Here is a 15,458-nt window from a genome sequence, read left to right as displayed (position 1 = left end):
GGCCCAGTGCCGGGTTTTTCGTTTCTGTTAGTAGGACTCTGGAACGTTTGCCCGTAGGACGCCTCGAACTTCATACACCCCTGAACGTTTTGAGGCATGTCATGACTCCGGAAACCGAAGGCATGGAAGATGAAGGTCCGATCAACGATCCTGGCAACGAAGATCCGGGGTCTCTGATGGACGACGCCACGGTGCCGCTCAACGATGCCGATGACGCAGGCGATGTGGGCAATATCGAGTACGACGAATACGACGAGGAAGACGACGAGTGACAGGGGGGGGCGGGCCAACCGATCGTCCCTCTGATCGAACCGCGTCTATCGTGTTGTCCTCGAAATGTCAGGATCTGCTTTTCAGGTCCATTGAGAGGTGCGTTATGAACGCTGATCCAAAAGACTCTGATATCGACGACGATACCCCCGAGTATCCGCTGCCTTCACCCACCGACTCCCTGAGTCGCGATCAGCGCCCGCCCGACGATGACGACACCGGCGTGGAGCAGGTGCCCACCGATACCGATGATGTGGAGCGCGGGGATGTGGAGGCCAATCCCGATGACCCGGACATTGCCGGTGACGATCTATCGGGAGAACCGAGCTGAAGCCTGCGCAGCGATCCATCGCCGCTCGTCGATTGTGCGGCACCTTAAAAAAGCGACCGCTGCCAGACATCAGGTAAAGCACTCTTTAATGGAGGTGCGCCATGATCAGGTCAAAACTGACGACCCTGACGGTGGTCGGCTTATTGTCGATCAGTTCATTGGCGGCATTTGCTCAATCTTCCGGCCGCGATGCGCCGGTCGACAAGGGCGGGATGCCACCTTACTCGGAAATGAATGCGGGTACCTCGGACGGAAAGGCGCCGCCACCGGATACCATTGGTGGTGGGAATGGCGGCGATGCCAATGGAAGTAGCACCAGCCCGGGGAAGGGAAGTGGGTCGATGAGCGATGGAAGTTCGATGGGGAGTGGTTCTGGAAGTGGGTCTGGAGAATCAGGTGATTTTAAAATTGATGAGAGCGGTGGTGGAGTAGGAAGTGGAGGTAAAACCGGTGGTTCTGGCGGTTAAGTCAGAGTTTTTTTACTGTACAACTGAGCCCAGCGTCGAGCTGGGCTTTGGATGCTTTTCACAGGCGTCACTGATGCTTGACGCATTTGCTCGATGAGCGTGTTACGTGAGTTCATGATTCTATGTTGTTGGTTGTTTTATTGAGTATTATCTTCAGGTTTTTTTTGCGTTGTAATAATTAATGACTCGATCCAGTTTTTATAGAAGGTTTTTTGCTCTTCAATGTTGCTAGTAATGTTTTTGTCTTCGTAGTCGAAAATTCTTACTATGTCCTCTTCTTCGCTAGGTTTTCCAAGTTTAAGTTCGTATGCGACTAAGCCGCTAGACATTTGGGACGACATTCTTGAAGGATGAACATTTAATTTGGCTCCTTTGCACAGAAATTTTATCTCAGGATAGTCGGCTCTTAACATGCCAAAGCATACGTAAAGGTCATAGGCTGTATAAACTTTTTTTAAACCACTTTGCATCGTGAATGTGAGTGTCGGTTTTTTTCTGTCGCATTCGATTGTGGCCCTTTCTATGATCCCATGATTGTTTATTAAAATTTCTATTGTTTTCATGGTTACCTCCTGAAAGGGTTGGGTATTGAGTAGCCCTTATAGCTACCATCATCGTAAACGGGGGTGACGCCCACGATGTCGTGATTTTTTATTCCTCCTGGGAACGCTATCTCAACCTCACGCCGATGTGGTGACATCATGCCCAGTTCTTTATTTACATCGATGCCGCGAATGTTTTTCAGCACATATATATAGCCGTCGGCAAGACCGTACCCTGTGGCAAACTTTTTTGCCTCTTTTTCGTTTGTCGTAGTGCTGACAAAGTAACTGGGAGGGCTTCTGTTATCTGATGCATGCAAAAACAGATCTGTACTGTCTCCCAAGGGTTCAAATCCTGCCTCAAATATTTCCCATGGTTCTCGGTCGTCACCACGGTATAAATAATAGTTCTCTTGTTTTGGATTTGGGGGGCCGGGCTCCCCCTCATCAACCCCCACCTTACCCGCCGGATCTTCATCCCCAAACGACGGCTTCTTACATCCATCGCCCCCCGGACAATCACTCAACCCCAACGGATCAACCCAGCCCGCCGGATTGCGCGTGTACTGATAGCCGTTTAACCCGCCCGCCAACTTGCTCGGATCTGGCGTCAGATACCGTCCGACATCCGGATTGTAGTAGCGATGCCGGTTGTAATGCAGACCAGTTTCCGCGTCGAAATACTGCCCTTGAAAGCGCAGCGGTTGATCGAGGACCTGGTGAGTGTCGCGGTTGAGGCGGGTGAGGCGGCCATAGGCGGTGTATCGGGCGGCCCAGATGATGTCGCCGCTGTAGTCGGTGAGTTCTTGCGGTGTGCCGAGGTGGTCGAGTTGGTAGTAGAACGGGCACGCTTGGCGCGGGCCTTTGCCGTCGAGCATGGCCAGCGGGCGGAAGGTGCCGGGTTCGTAGATGTAGCTGCGATGGTGATCCTGGCTGTGTTCAGCGACGAGATGGTCGCCTTGCCAGAAGAACTCGGTGGTTTTGCCGTCGACGGATTTGCTGATACGGCGGCCGAAGGCGTCGTAGCGGTAAGTGGCTTGGCTGCCATTGGGCAGGGTGGCGCCGATCAGCCGGTGCAGGCAGTCGTAGTGGTATTCGGTGACGAGTTTTTGCGCGGTGCCGCGGCGTTCGCGGATCAGGTTGCCGAAGGCGTCGTAGTCGTAGTGGCGGTCGCCCTGCATCAGCAGGCGATTACCCAGCACCTTCGCAACGCCGGGGCGATCCTGCATCAACAGGTTGCCCGCCGGGTCGTGGGCGAAGGTTTCCGGCGATTGGTCACGGGAATGGCGGACGCGGATCAGGCGGTCGAGCGAGTCATACTGATAGCTGCGCTGGCCATGGCGGGTGTCGGCGATGTGGTCGAGATTGCCGTTGGCGCTGTAGGCATAATCGCGACGGTACAGCGGATGTTGATGTTGGCTGACGGCATGGGCTTTCAGCCGGCCCTGGTCGTCGTAGGCATATTCGCTGAGCAGCAGACCCTGTTGGCGGTTTTGTTCGCGACCGAAGGCAAACTGGTGGGTGGTGAGGCGTGTGCCATTGAGGTCAATGGCCGTCAGCGCGCCGCCCTTGGCGTGGTGATAATCGAGTTTGCTGTTGTCCGGTAGGCGCAGGTGGTTGAGTCGGCCGCACGCGTCGTAGCGGTAACGCAAGGTGCCCCAACTTTGGTGCTCGGTGATCAGCCTGTCCTGGGCGTCGTATTCGAATTCCAGCGGATGGTCGTGGCCGTCGTCGACACTGACCAGTCGGCCGAGGCGGTCGTAGCGGTACTTGACCTTGACGCCGTCGGGCAGGGTCTTGACCAACAGACGTCCAGCCGAGTCCCGCTGATAGCCGGTGATCAGTTGCGAGTCGTCATCACCAAACTCGGTTTTCTCCAGCAGGTGGCCGTTGAGGTCGTAGCTATAAGCGGTGCGGCGGCCGTCGAAGCCGGTTTCCTGTCGGATCAGGCCGTTGGGCGTGTAGTCCAGGCGATACTTTTCACCGGATTCGTTTTCAATTTCCGTCAGCCGTAACTGCGCGTTTTCGTAGCGATAACGCAGTTGCGTGCCATCGGGGTTGATCCGGCGACTGACCAGGTGCAGGTCGTCGGCGTATTCGTAGCGGGTGACGCGGCCCAGCTCATCGCGCTCGGCGGTGATCTTGCCGTAGGCGTTGTAGCTGAACCCGCGGCTGGCGCCAGTAGGCAGCGTCGTCTGAACCAGTCGGCCGACGGCATCCCATTGGTACTGGGTGAGCGCGCCGTGTTCATCCTGACGGGTCGTCTGCCGCCCCAGCGCGTCGTAGGAAAAGCGCCGCTGGCCGACATCCGGCAGCGTTTCCTCAAGCAGCTGGCCCAAGGCATTCCAGACGAACACATGGCGGCTGGTGTCAGGGAAGCGGATCGACAGCAAACGCCCCTGAGCGTCGTAGTGATAGTGAGTGACCTGGCCATCCGGATCGGTGGCTTCGGTGACATCCCCCTGAGCATTGCGCTGATATTTCCACACCGCTTTACCGCGATAGCGCGCATGCAGGAAACCATTGCGGTATTCGTAGGATGTTGGCTCGTCTTCCGGCGGGATCAGCGCCACCAACCGCCCGACTTCGTCGTAGCGATATTCAGTGACGGCCCCGAGCGGATCCTGTTCGGCCAGCAAGCGGCCCTGATTGTCATAGGCCTTGAGGTGTTCGCCACCATTCAGCTCGACCTTGCGCACCAGTCGTGCACGGTCATCGTGGACATAAACCTCTTCGCTGCCATCGACGTTCTGGACGGTGACGCTGCCCTGGTCATTCCAGACGTAGCGCGCCTCCATCTGTGCAAACGACGCCCAATGCCGGACGCAGCGCGCCGCCTTGCCAGACCTTTCCCACTCCCAGAAAAAACTCGCGCCACCGGCCAGTTGCCGCTGCAAAATCACATGCTGATCGTCGTAGTCGTAACGCTCGCTTTCACCCGCGGCGTTGGTCGCTTCGATCAAGCGTTGGCGGGCGTCATAGCGAAAGAAAACCAGTGTTTGCTCTGTATGCCAGGCTTCACCCACGGCATCGATGGGATGAAACGACTGATATTCGATGGCGACGAGGTGCCTGCGCTCGTAGCAAAACAGCAGCGAACGACCGGCGCCGTTATCGAGGCGTTGAATACGATCCTGACGGTCGCGGGTAATACGCAAGCGGTTGTCGTACGCGTCGCTGATCGCCGTCAGCCGACCGTTGTGAAAGTGGTAGAAACGCGCGTCGTCGCCGGCCTGGGCGAGGATCAGTTCTTCGGGCTCGTTCCCGAGGTAAATCGCTGCCCGCGACAGGCTGTTGTGGATCACCGGGCGCTCGACGCTCGGCAGTGGAAACGTCGTACGACGGTTTTCATGGTCGACCCAGACGACCTGTTCATCGTCCAGCTCCAACCGCTGCGCCAGCGAATGGCTCCAGCCCCAACCCAGCCCGCAATCGATCTCGGCGGCGCTGGTGCGATAGAGCCGGGTGAAGTCGAACGGCAGAATCCCGTCCAGCGAACCGTCGGTCAGGGTCAGCAGTTCTTCGCCGGTGACCATCGACACCGGGCAACCGTTCTTGCAGGTGGACGGCACGCAAGTGGCACTGTCGCCGTTGGGGTTTTTCGCCTGACTCGATGCATCGTCGTGAGGTTCGTGTCGCCCCAGTCGGGTCATGGCGTTGGACTTGTCGCGAGCAATGGCAACCGGATTGTTCACCTGTACAACGGGAGAGTCGCCGGCACGGATCTGTAGCGGAACCGTCGGTGCCGGTTTCAGTGGTGCATTCCGCGCGCTGACCACGAGCGGTTTGAGCGCGCCAGCGTGGGCTGTCAGGTCAGATCTGGCCGTCAGTTCGGCCAACCGCAAACTGGCCGCCGCCAACCACTGCCGAGCCTGCTGGGACTTGATCTTGTCCAATACTTTGGTGCTCATGCCGAGCTTCAGACCCGTAGGGCCGGTGAGGCGTACCAGCAGGAAACTGATCAACAGTTCTGTACGAATTTGCGCCACGACTTCGGCGATGTACTGCGGCGGCAGCATCCTCAACCAACCGGTAAAAGCCGCGAGATGGATGAACATCAACGGCTCATCGCTCAACATCAGCAACACATTGGCGATGGCTTCAGCCGAGGCGTTCAGCAGCGTCCCAAGCTCGCCTTGGGTCAGGTACTCAAGGAGTTTTTCGCTATTGGTTTGCAGGTCTGCCAGCAGGGCGTAGACCTGCTTCACGTCATCCCACAAACCGTGCAGCGAACGCTCGAAACCGCGCCAGTCGGCCTGTTGCAGCATGCCGTAGCGCTGGGTGAACCCTGCCTGGGAAAAGCCTGCCCACAGGGGCTGGAATTCGCTCGTCCATTCATTGCGCAACCAGCCTTCGAGCTCGCCGATAACACCTTGATAAGAGGCATAGAGCGCTTTGACGTGCTCAGCGCAAACATTGGGAAAGAAGGTGATGCGATAGCGCTGGCCACGCCAGCATTCGGGGATTTCAAGGATGCCGCCGGGGCCGATGGTTTTGTGGACGGGCTCACCGAACGTCAGTTCACCATTACGCTGCGAGATAACCGGTTCGAGCATCACCGGCGTATTGCCGATCGGCACGAAACGCGTGGCCTCAAACAGGTGCACCAGGGTCAATGGACCGCTGGCCGGACATATGGCGAGCGTCGAACTGACAGGGAGGGTGGAGTCCTTCGGTGCGCTGAGCCGGACTTCATTGCCGACCTTGAACACTTGCTCGACATTCAGCGCCCCACCGGTCCAGAAGTTTTCCGCCCAGGCGTCGTAGTCGTTGAGGCAGAGTCGAAAATCACCGAGCAACGCTTCGACGTCCGGCTGCTCTGGGTTCATGGCGGCGACCACCAGCAGGCCGATGGCATTGTTCAAGGCCAGGACCTTGTCAGGTTCGAACATTCGCAGTCCCTCGCGCTGATTAATCTGGAGCGCAAGACTTTGCGGGGGATCAACAAGGAAAGAAGTCGGGAAAGGAGGTGTTTGGTGTAGGGGAAATCGCTAAATCATCGCGGGCGTCTCGACACAGTTTTTTGTATCCGCCAGGCATTGCCCGTTGCTCTCTGCCAACCGCGCTCGCTATGCTGCTGAACCCTTTAATCCATCACGGACCCGGTCGTGCCTTAGCCGCTCCTGGGATGTCATGAGAAAACGGATCAGATGCGATGAATGCACCCTTGGATGAGTTCGGCCCGATCAAGGCCGTGATTTTCGACATGGACGGCTTGTTGCTGGACACCGAGGGCATTTACACCGAGGTCACGTCCATCATTGCCGAGCGTTATGGCCGGACCTTCGACTGGAGCGTCAAACAGAACATCATCGGTCGTGGCGCGGGTGATCTGGCGCGCTATGTGGTCGAGGCGCTGGACCTGCCGATTACAGCCGAAGAGTTTCTGGTGATCCGCGAACCGTTGATGCGCGAGCGTTTTCCAACGGCGCTGGCGATGCCTGGCGCAGAGGAGCTGGTTCGGCACTTGAAGGCCAACAACATTCCTATTGCGGTGGGCACCAGTTCTTCACGTCAGTCGTTCGGCCAGAAAACCACCTTGCACCGCGACTGGTTCGCGCTGTTCGACTTCATCGTCACAGCTGATGACCCGGAAGTGGGCGCGGCCAAACCAGCGCCGGATATCTTCCTGACGGCGGCACGGCGCCTGGGTGTTGCGCCTGAGGATTGCCTGGTGTTCGAGGATTCACCGTTCGGCGTCACCGCAGCGAAAGCGGCGGGGATGACGGCGATTGCGATTCCGGATGCGGCGATGGCCGACGAAAAGTACGCACATGCCGATGGCATTCTTCGTACGTTGAAGGCGTTCAAGCCCGGAGCATGTGGCCTGCCGGCACTCGATTGGGCTTAATGCCGGTAAATGCGGGAGCGGGCTTGTGTGGCGAGGGGGCTTGCCCCCGTTGGGGCGCGAAGCACCCCTGAAACCAGTCACCGCGATCTTGAGTTAGACAGCGGTGACTGGTTTTACGACTGCTTGCAGTCGAACGGGGGCAAGCCCCCTCGCCACATAAGCCCGCTCCCACAGTGACCTGTATCAGGCGCCGAAACCACCGTCGATGGTCAGGCTGGCCCCAGTGATGTAGCCGGCTTCGGGGCCGACAAGATAAGCGACGAAGCTAGCGATTTCTTCCACTTTGCCGTAACGACCCACGGCCATCAACGGGATCAGGCTTTCAGCGAAGTCGCCGCTGGCGGGGTTCATGTCGGTGTCGACCGGGCCGGGTTGCACGTTATTGATGGTGATACCCCGTGGGCCGAGGTCGCGAGACAGACCTTTGGTCAGGCCGACCAGCGCCGATTTGCTCATGGCGTACGGACCGCCACCGGCGAAGGGCATGCGCTCGGCATTGGTGCTGCCGATGTTAATGATGCGACCGCCTTCGGTCATATGTTTGGCCGCTTCCTGGGTGGCGATGAACACGCTGCGTACGTTGATCGCCAGGGTCTGGTCGAAGTCTTCGAGTTTGAAGTCTTCCAGCGGTGCGACGGCCAAAACGCCTGCGTTGTTGACCAGGATGTCCAGGCGCCCAAAGGCTTCGACGGTGGCATTAACGGCATTGCGAATGGCGACGGCATCGGCGCTGTCGGCCTTGATGGCCAGGGCTTTGCCGCCAGCGCTGGTGATGCTGTTTTGCAACTCTTCGGCTTTGGCGGTGGAGCTGACGTAAGTGAAGGCGACGGTAGCGCCTTCCGCGGCCAGGCGTTTGACGATGGCAGCACCGATGCCGCGTGAACCGCCTTGAATCAGAGCTACTTTACCGCTGAGGTGTTGAGTGGTCATGTCGATCTCCAGAAATTCAAGGCGGGCTGCCTTGTTGTTGGAGTCGAGTATCGGCCTCGCATTACCCTGCGGGTAGACCGTCATTGCTATAGTCTGTGTATACCAAAAGTTTATAGTGGCGCTTATGGAAACCTTCAGCAGTATCGAATGCTTCGTGCGTAGCGCCGAGGTTGGCAGCTTCGCCGAAGCTGCGCGGCGCTTGAGTCTGACGCCGGCGGCGGTGGGCAAGAGCGTCGCCAAGCTGGAGGCGCGACTGGGTGTGCGGCTGTTCCAGCGCAGCACGCGCAGCTTGACGCTGACTGAGGCCGGTCAGCTATTTCTCGGCGAAGTCAGCGCCAGCCTGCACACGATCCAGAATGCCGTGGCCAACCTGGCCAGCGCCGAAGGACGTCCGGCAGGTACGCTCAAGGTCAGCATGGGCACAGTGTTCGGGCGTTTGTACATCGTGCCGTTGCTGGGAGAGTTTCTGCGGCGCTTTCCCGCGATCAACCCGGACTGGCATTTCGATAACCGCCAGGTCGACCTGATCGGCCAGGGTTTCGATGCGGCGATTGGTGGCGGATTCGAACTGCCCCAAGGCGTGGTGGCGCGCAAGCTGACGCCCGCCCATCGAGTGTTGGTGGCTTCAGCCGAGTACCTCGCGGGGCACGAGACGATCGTCGAGCCCGACGACCTCAAACACCACGACGGCATCTTGATACGCTCGCCGCAGACGGGGCGCGTGCGTTCCTGGCAGTTGACCAGTCGCACCCGGCAACACAGCCCGCTGACGCTCAAGGCGCGGATGACCATGAGCGATTCTGAAGCCGCCTGCGCCACGGCGGCTCAGGGGTTGGGCATTGCATTGGTGAGCATGCCGTTTGCCGTGGGCTATCTGGATGCCGGAACGTTGCAGCGGGTGTTGCCCGACTGGTATGTCGACGACGGCAACATCTCCATCTATTACGCCGAACACAAACTGCTACCGGGCAAGACCCGGGCGTTTGTCGATTTCATCATTGAGCAGTTTGCAGAGCAGGGGTTGGGGCAGCGGTTCAGTGCGCTCTGAACCTGGCTTAAGACCGAGGTGTGGCCATCGCGGGCAAGCCACGCTCCCACAGGTTTTGTGTCGTTTACATCATTACGAGACGACTCAAAACCCTGTGGGCGCGTGGCTTGCCCGCGATGAACGATAACGCGGTTTATCTGCCAAACCGCCACGGCCAACCAATAATGGTCTTCGGCCGAGGCGTCGCATAGGTCCGCACTTTCGACGTCGACAACCCCAACCGCACCAGCGATTCAGCAATGGTCACCGCCGCCGTCACCCCATCCACCACCGGTACGCCGGTGCGCTGACGAATCTGCTCATCCAGCCCGGCCATGCCGCCGCAGCCCAGGCAGATCACCTCGGCCTTGTCTTCACTCACCGCCAGTTCCGCCTGTCGAACAATCGCCTCCAGTGCACGCTCTGGATCGGACTCCAGCTCCAGCACCGCCAGCCCGCTGGCCCGTACCGACGCGCAGCGGTCCCAAAGACCGGACAGTTTGAGGCGATCCTCGATCAGCGGCACGGTGCGGTCCAGTGTAGTGACCACCGAATAGGCATGCCCGAGGAACATCGCAGTGCTGGCGCCGGCATCGGTGATGTCCACCACCGGCACGTTGAGTAACTCCTGCAAACCTTCGCGGCCGTGCTCGCCATAACCGGCCTGGATCACCGCATCGAAGGGCTGATCGTAGGACATGACCCGATCCATCACCGCAATAGCAGCCAGATAACTTTCGAAATTGCCTTCGATGGAGTCGGCACCAAAATGCGGGGTCAGGCCGATGATTTCCGTACCGGGCGAGGCCACGGATTGGGCCTGGCGGGCGATGGCTTGGGTAATGGATTCGGTGGTGTTGACGTTGACCACGAGAATTCGCATGGGAGGTCCTTTTATAGCGAAGTGGTTCTGCGGCCCGACGTTGCCGGGCCACCCGGAGATCAATGGCTGACGTTATCGACCGCGATGGCTTCACCGCTGACATCTGCGTAGTAAGGCTGCCGTTTGGCGATGATCAGGTAGAGCATCCCTGCAATCCCGGCGCCAATCAGCCAGGAGAACGGTGAAATGCTGTCGAAACCTGGCACCAGGGCCAGGACAATGGCGATCAAGGCAGCCGGAATGAACGCCGCCACGGCACGCAAATTGACCCCATGACTGTAGTAATAATCGCCATTGGGATCTTCGCTGTACAACTGCGGCACGTTGATCCGGCCTTTTCGTACCTGCCAGTAGTCGACCATGATCACCCCGTACAACGGGCCGAGCAGGGCGCCGAGGCCCGACAGGAAATAGACGATCACCAGCGGGCTGTTATAGAGGTTCCACGGCAGGATCAGCACCGCGATGGTCGCACTGATCAGCCCGGCGCGGCGGAAGGTCAGGTACTTGGGCGCCAGGTTACTCAGTACGAAGGCCGGGGCCACGAAGTTGGCCATGATGTTCACCGCCACGGTGACAATCAGGAACGCCAGGCAACCGAGTACCAGAAAGAAGGTGTTGGGAATCGACGCGATGATCTCCGTTGGGCTTTCGATGATCCGGCCATTGATCTGGAATTGCGCACCGCACAGTAGGACCGTGATCCCGGCGAATACCAGAATGTTGACGGGCAGGCCCCAGAAGTTACCCACCCGGATGGTCTTGCGGCATGGCGAAGAGCGGGCGAAGTCACAGAAATTCAGGATTAGCGTGCCGTAGATCGACAGCCACAATGCGCCGCCCGCAAAGATGTTGCGCCACATCTCGCCACCGCTCAGCGGCTCGCGAATCGACCAGGCGATAGTTGCGTTGGCCTGGAAGTACATCCACCCGGCAAGGGAGGCGACGGTCAGCAAAATCACCGGGCCGGCAAACGCCTCGTAGCGTCGCACCATCTCCATGCCATAGGCCAGGATCGCCAACTGCACGAACCAGATCGCCACGAAACACACCCAACCCAGGCTCGACAGCCCGAGGATCGAGTTGTGGTCGTAATCGGCGAAACCGGGGTGCACCGCCGTCAGCAATACGCGAAAGACTACTGACGCCAGGTACGTCTGAATCCCGAACCAGGCAATGGCGATAACGGCACGAATCAATGCAGGAATTTGCGCCCCATGGATGCCGAAACTGATCCGGCTGATCACCGGAAACGGCACACCGGTTTTCTGACCCATGTAGCCGGAAAGATTCATGAAGCCATACACCAGCGCCGCGCCGATTCCCAGGGACAGCAGAATCTGCCAGCCGCCCAGGCCTAGTGCATACAGGCCAATGGCGAAGGAATAGTTGGCAATGTTGTGCACGTCGTTGGTCCACAGGGCAAAGATACTGTAACGACCCCAACGCCGGCCTTCAGCCTTGGTCGGCGCCAGGTCCTTGTTGTGCAGACGAGGGCTGAGTACCACGGGGGGTTGAAATGTTTGATCGTGAATGACGGACGTGGAAAGTGAGGAGGGCAGATCCAGCGCGATGTTGTTATTGGGGAGGCTAGTACGCATTCCGGCAGGCTCCAGAAGCTCGTTGCCGCGATGACTGTGCATGAGCGTGAACTCGACAAATCTTCGTCGCGGGCGGGAGAGCATCATTGGTTACGGGGCATCTGCAGCCTGTACGGGATAGGGCGCTTCAGGCTTGCGGATATAAAGTGTGTGTATGTTTTTGTATTTATTGTATACAAAACATGTGTTCACTTAAGCCAGATTTGTGCCAGTCAGTGATCTATGAATTACTTGGCTAATTTCTTTTTGTTATTGACTGAAACTAAGTAGTTGAAAAATTGGCAATATAAATTGACCGATTGAACAGGTATTTATTTCGGCGGGGTTGTATGGAAATGATCGACTGAGGGAATCATGAAAGAAGGATGTAACTTTTTGGGGCGCCTAAATAAAAAGTGCACACAGATATGGCACTTATGGTGACATTTCTGTGTACACAATTATTCGGGTTGACCCAGGGGCAGTGTGGGAGCGGGCTTGCTCGCGAAGAGGCAGTCACATTCAACACTGATGTTGACTGACAGTCCGCCTTCGCGAGCAAGCCCGCTCCCACAGGGATTGCATAAGGCGGGGATTAAGCCTTGGATTTGCTGATGATGTTTCCGGCATGCAGCCCGCATTCTTTCTGCGTGGCTTCTTCCCACCACCAACGACCTTCGCGCTCATGCTGGTTCGGCAATACCGGGCGGGTGCAAGGCTCGCAGCCGATGCTGATGAAACCGCGCTCATGCAGGCTGTTGTACGGCAGCTCCAGCATGCGGATGTAGCCCCAGATCTCTTCGCTGGTCATTTGCGCCAGCGGATTGAATTTGTACAGAGTGCGTTCCGGGGTGGAGAACGCGGTATCGATTTCCAGCACCGCGACCGCGCTGCGGGTGCCCGGGCTCTGGTCCCGACGCTGGCCGGTGGCCCAGGCTGTCACGCCCGACAGCTTGCGACGCAACGGCTCGATCTTGCGGATGCCGCAGCACTCGCCATGGCCGTCCTTGTAGAAGCTGAACAGGCCTTTTTCCTTCACGAAAGGTTCGAGCTTGGTGTAGTCCGGCGATACCACTTCGATGTCGATCTTGTAGTGCTCACGCACCTGCTCGATGAAGCGGTAGGTCTCGGGGTGCAAGCGGCCGGTGTCGAGGCTAAACACTTTGACGTTCTTGTTTAGCTTCCAGGCCATGTCCACCAGCACCACATCCTCGGCGCCGCTGAAAGATATCCACAGGTCATCGCCGAACTCGGCGAATGCGAGTTTCAGGATGTCCTGGGCGGATTTGTTGGCATAGGTCGTGGCGAGTTCCACGACATCGAACGATGGGCTCATCAGGGCGGCTTCCTACAGGTCGGTGGCGCTGGGCGCTCTATATATGCCTGATGGTAACAAAATCCTGCGGCGGCTGGTGCGCCCTCTGCGTTGCACAGAGGAGGGCGAGTCGCTAGAGTTCGGCAGTCCTTTTGCTCGCTCGACTCAATAAACAGTACAAAATGGGAGTGTCTTGTGGAAATTGCCTGTCTGGATCTTGAAGGTGTGCTGGTCCCGGAAATCTGGATCGCCTTTGCCGAAAAAACCGGGATCGACTCCCTCAGGGCCACCACTCGGGACATTCCCGACTATGACGTGTTGATGAAGCAGCGCTTGCGGATTCTCGACGAGCACGGCCTGAAGCTTTCCGACATCCAGGAAGTGATCGCCACGCTCAAGCCTCTGGAAGGCGCCAGCGAATTCGTCGACTGGCTGCGTGAACGCTTTCAGGTGGTGATTCTGTCGGACACCTTTTACGAATTCTCCCAGCCGCTGATGCGTCAACTGGGCTTCCCGACCTTGCTTTGCCATCGTCTGATTACCGACGATGCCGGTCGGGTCACGGGCTATCAGTTGCGTCAGAAAGATCCCAAGCGGCAGTCGGTATTGGCGTTCAAGAGCCTCTACTATCGGGTGATCGCGGCGGGGGATTCCTACAACGATACGACGATGCTGGGCGAGGCGGATGCCGGGATTCTGTTCCATGCGCCGGACAATGTGATTCGTGAGTTTCCACAGTTCCCGGCGGTGCACAGCTTTGCGGAGTTGAAGCAAGAGTTCATCAAGGCTTCGAATCGGGCGTTGAGTTTGTAGTCGTCAGGGATGGCCCCATCGCGGGCAAGCCCGCTCCCACAGGTTATGTGTCGATCAACACAAATCCTGCGGGAGCGGGCTTGCCCGCGAAGCTTTTAAAGGCCCCCCAAAGTATCGAGCAACACCTTCACCTTGGTTATCGATTCCTGATATTCCGCCTGCCAGTTCGAATCCGCGACGATCCCGCCGCCACCCCAGCAGCACACCTGCCCATCCTTGACCAGCAAACTGCGGATGGCGATGGAGCTGTCCATCTCGCCGCGCACGTCCAGGTACAGTAATGAACCGCAATACAACCCACGACGGGTCGGTTCCAGTTCGTCGATGATCTGCATGGCGCGAATCTTTGGTGCGCCGGTAATCGAGCCGCCGGGGAAGCTGCCGGCAATCAAATCCAGCGCATCCTTGTCATCCGCCAGCTCGCCAGTAACGCTGCTCACCAAGTGATGCACGTTCGGATAGCTTTCCAGGCTGAACAACTCCGGCACCCGCACCGAGCCGATGCGGCAGGTGCGACCGAGGTCGTTGCGCAGCAAATCGACGATCATCAGGTTTTCCGCACGATCCTTGGGGCTGGCCAGTAGTTCGGCGGCGTTCGCCGCATCTTCAACTGCAGTCAGGCCGCGGGGGCGGGTGCCTTTGATCGGGCGGGTTTCGACGTGGCGCTCGCTGACTTTGACGAAGCGCTCCGGCGACAGGCTCAGCACGGCGTCGCCGTCGGGCAGGCTCTGGAAGCCGGAAAACGGCGTCGGGCACGCCGCCCGCAGCGCGCAGTACGCGGCCCACGGATCACCCTGGCATTGCGCGCGGAAGCGCTGGGCGAAGTTGACCTGATAGCAGTCGCCGGCCTGGATGTACTGCTGAATGCGTTCGAAGGCTTGTCGATAGTCGTCGGCGCTCAGGTCGGCACTCATCTGGCCGTCCAGTTTGAAAGGCTCGATTTTCTGAGGTGCAGGTTGCGTGAACAGTTCGATCAGCCGCTGTCGTTCGCTGTCGATCAGCGTTGGGTGGAACACCAGTTGGCTGGTGGCCTGGTGGTGATCGCTGATCAGGGCCCAGTCGTACAGCCCGAAACGTGCGTCGGGCAATTGCAGGTCGTCCCGCGCCTGGCTCGGCAGGTTTTCCAGATGTCGGCCGAAGTCATAGCTCAGATAACCGATCAGGCCACCGGCGAAAGGCAGGTCGAACGGAACAGTGGCTTCGCCGAGTCGCGTCAGGTTGTCGCGAAGGCGTTGCAGGAAATGGCTGCCGCTTTCATCTGGTAACACGGCCAATTGCTCCAGCGGCCAGGCGCTGAGCAGGTCATAACGCCCACGCTCGGCGCTCGGCCGGCCGCTGTCGAGCAGCACAGCACCGGGGGCATGACGAATCGCCGCGAAGTATTCAGCGGGGTCGGCGCGATAGGGCAGCGGGTGTACGGAACAGGTCAACATGGGCGGGGCAGATCAG

Annotated in this window: 13 protein-coding genes; 6 read left to right on the top strand and 7 right to left on the bottom strand. The window is 58.5% G+C overall.

Features of this window, described 5'->3' with window-relative positions:
• Positions 1-101 precede the first annotated feature (101 nt).
• From JFU11_RS00655 to JFU11_RS00645, 3 genes are all read left to right on the top strand, one after another.
• Positions 102-272, top strand: a complete 171-nt coding sequence (locus tag JFU11_RS00655) for a hypothetical protein (RefSeq protein ID WP_167344811.1) — start codon at positions 102-104, stop codon at positions 270-272.
• A 104-nt stretch (positions 273-376) separates the two neighbouring features.
• The gene (locus tag JFU11_RS00650; protein ID WP_038979875.1) at positions 377-601 is read left to right on the top strand and encodes a hypothetical protein; all 225 of its coding nucleotides are present in this window, start codon (positions 377-379) and stop codon (positions 599-601) included.
• Between the two features lie 101 nt (positions 602-702).
• Entirely contained in the window at positions 703-1,068 is a 366-nt protein-coding gene (locus tag JFU11_RS00645) for a hypothetical protein (protein WP_201059316.1), read from the top strand.
• 137 nt (positions 1,069-1,205) lie between these two features.
• On the opposite strand, the gene JFU11_RS00640 is transcribed toward JFU11_RS00645, so the two are convergent.
• Both JFU11_RS00640 and JFU11_RS00635 read right to left on the bottom strand, forming a co-directional pair.
• On the bottom strand, positions 1,206-1,631 hold the full coding sequence (locus JFU11_RS00640) for a hypothetical protein (protein WP_201059314.1): 426 nt from the start codon (positions 1,629-1,631) through the stop codon (positions 1,206-1,208).
• Positions 1,632-1,633: 2 nt separating this feature from the next.
• Positions 1,634-6,502, bottom strand: a complete 4,869-nt coding sequence (locus JFU11_RS00635; RefSeq protein WP_201059312.1) for an RHS repeat-associated core domain-containing protein — start codon at positions 6,500-6,502, stop codon at positions 1,634-1,636.
• A gap of 263 nt (positions 6,503-6,765) precedes the next feature.
• Between JFU11_RS00635 and JFU11_RS00630 the strand changes: the two genes are divergently transcribed.
• Entirely contained in the window at positions 6,766-7,461 is a 696-nt protein-coding gene (locus tag JFU11_RS00630) for an HAD-IA family hydrolase (protein ID WP_123720819.1), read from the top strand.
• Positions 7,462-7,644: 183 nt separating this feature from the next.
• Here JFU11_RS00630 and JFU11_RS00625 read toward each other — a convergent pair whose 3' ends face one another.
• Positions 7,645-8,391, bottom strand: a complete 747-nt coding sequence (locus JFU11_RS00625) for a 3-oxoacyl-ACP reductase family protein (protein ID WP_123721245.1) — start codon at positions 8,389-8,391, stop codon at positions 7,645-7,647.
• Positions 8,392-8,515: 124 nt separating this feature from the next.
• Here JFU11_RS00625 and JFU11_RS00620 point away from each other — a divergent pair, with 124 nt between their 5' ends.
• Positions 8,516-9,439 (top strand): LysR family transcriptional regulator, encoded by a 924-nt coding sequence (locus JFU11_RS00620; protein ID WP_123720820.1) that lies wholly within the window; start codon positions 8,516-8,518, stop codon positions 9,437-9,439.
• A 133-nt stretch (positions 9,440-9,572) separates the two neighbouring features.
• Here JFU11_RS00620 and JFU11_RS00615 read toward each other — a convergent pair whose 3' ends face one another.
• The 3 genes from JFU11_RS00615 to JFU11_RS00605 form a co-directional block, all read right to left on the bottom strand.
• Positions 9,573-10,301, bottom strand: a complete 729-nt coding sequence (locus tag JFU11_RS00615; RefSeq protein ID WP_201059310.1) for an aspartate/glutamate racemase family protein — start codon at positions 10,299-10,301, stop codon at positions 9,573-9,575.
• A 59-nt stretch (positions 10,302-10,360) separates the two neighbouring features.
• Positions 10,361-11,902 (bottom strand): NCS1 family nucleobase:cation symporter-1, encoded by a 1,542-nt coding sequence (locus tag JFU11_RS00610; protein ID WP_201059308.1) that lies wholly within the window; start codon positions 11,900-11,902, stop codon positions 10,361-10,363.
• 574 nt (positions 11,903-12,476) lie between these two features.
• Complete coding sequence (locus tag JFU11_RS00605; RefSeq protein WP_008074131.1) at positions 12,477-13,217, bottom strand: phosphoadenylyl-sulfate reductase; 741 nt, start codon at positions 13,215-13,217, stop codon at positions 12,477-12,479.
• Between the two features lie 174 nt (positions 13,218-13,391).
• On the opposite strand from JFU11_RS00605, the gene thrH reads away from it, so the two are divergent.
• The gene (thrH, locus tag JFU11_RS00600; protein ID WP_008074130.1) at positions 13,392-14,009 is read left to right on the top strand and encodes a bifunctional phosphoserine phosphatase/homoserine phosphotransferase ThrH; all 618 of its coding nucleotides are present in this window, start codon (positions 13,392-13,394) and stop codon (positions 14,007-14,009) included.
• Between the two features lie 95 nt (positions 14,010-14,104).
• On the opposite strand, the gene pabB is transcribed toward thrH, so the two are convergent.
• A complete protein-coding gene (pabB, locus tag JFU11_RS00595) occupies positions 14,105-15,442 on the bottom strand; it encodes an aminodeoxychorismate synthase component I (RefSeq protein WP_201059307.1) in 1,338 nt (445 codons plus the stop codon).
• Positions 15,443-15,458 lie beyond the last annotated feature (16 nt).

Origin of the sequence: Pseudomonas sp. TH37 (assembly GCF_016650735.1) — a bacterium.
Classification (GTDB): Bacteria; Pseudomonadota; Gammaproteobacteria; order Pseudomonadales; family Pseudomonadaceae; genus Aquipseudomonas; species Aquipseudomonas farris.
This window is presented reverse-complemented; position numbering and strand designations above follow the sequence as displayed.

Bases quoted from the DNA above. Each gene is read 5' to 3' on its own strand.
- JFU11_RS00655 (WP_167344811.1), top strand. From the start codon at position 102: ATGACTCCGGAAACCGAAGGCATGGAAGATGAAGGTCCGATCAACGAT.
- JFU11_RS00650 (WP_038979875.1), top strand. From the start codon at position 377: ATGAACGCTGATCCAAAAGACTCTGATATCGACGACGATACCCCCGAG.
- JFU11_RS00645 (WP_201059316.1), top strand. From the start codon at position 703: ATGATCAGGTCAAAACTGACGACCCTGACGGTGGTCGGCTTATTGTCG.
- JFU11_RS00640 (WP_201059314.1), bottom strand. From the start codon at position 1,631: ATGAAAACAATAGAAATTTTAATAAACAATCATGGGATCATAGAAAGG.
- JFU11_RS00635 (WP_201059312.1), bottom strand. From the start codon at position 6,502: ATGTTCGAACCTGACAAGGTCCTGGCCTTGAACAATGCCATCGGCCTG.
- JFU11_RS00630 (WP_123720819.1), top strand. From the start codon at position 6,766: ATGAATGCACCCTTGGATGAGTTCGGCCCGATCAAGGCCGTGATTTTC.
- JFU11_RS00625 (WP_123721245.1), bottom strand. From the start codon at position 8,391: ATGACCACTCAACACCTCAGCGGTAAAGTAGCTCTGATTCAAGGCGGT.
- JFU11_RS00620 (WP_123720820.1), top strand. From the start codon at position 8,516: ATGGAAACCTTCAGCAGTATCGAATGCTTCGTGCGTAGCGCCGAGGTT.
- JFU11_RS00615 (WP_201059310.1), bottom strand. From the start codon at position 10,301: ATGCGAATTCTCGTGGTCAACGTCAACACCACCGAATCCATTACCCAA.
- JFU11_RS00610 (WP_201059308.1), bottom strand. From the start codon at position 11,902: ATGCGTACTAGCCTCCCCAATAACAACATCGCGCTGGATCTGCCCTCC.
- JFU11_RS00605 (WP_008074131.1), bottom strand. From the start codon at position 13,217: ATGAGCCCATCGTTCGATGTCGTGGAACTCGCCACGACCTATGCCAAC.
- pabB (WP_201059307.1), bottom strand. From the start codon at position 15,442: ATGTTGACCTGTTCCGTACACCCGCTGCCCTATCGCGCCGACCCCGCT.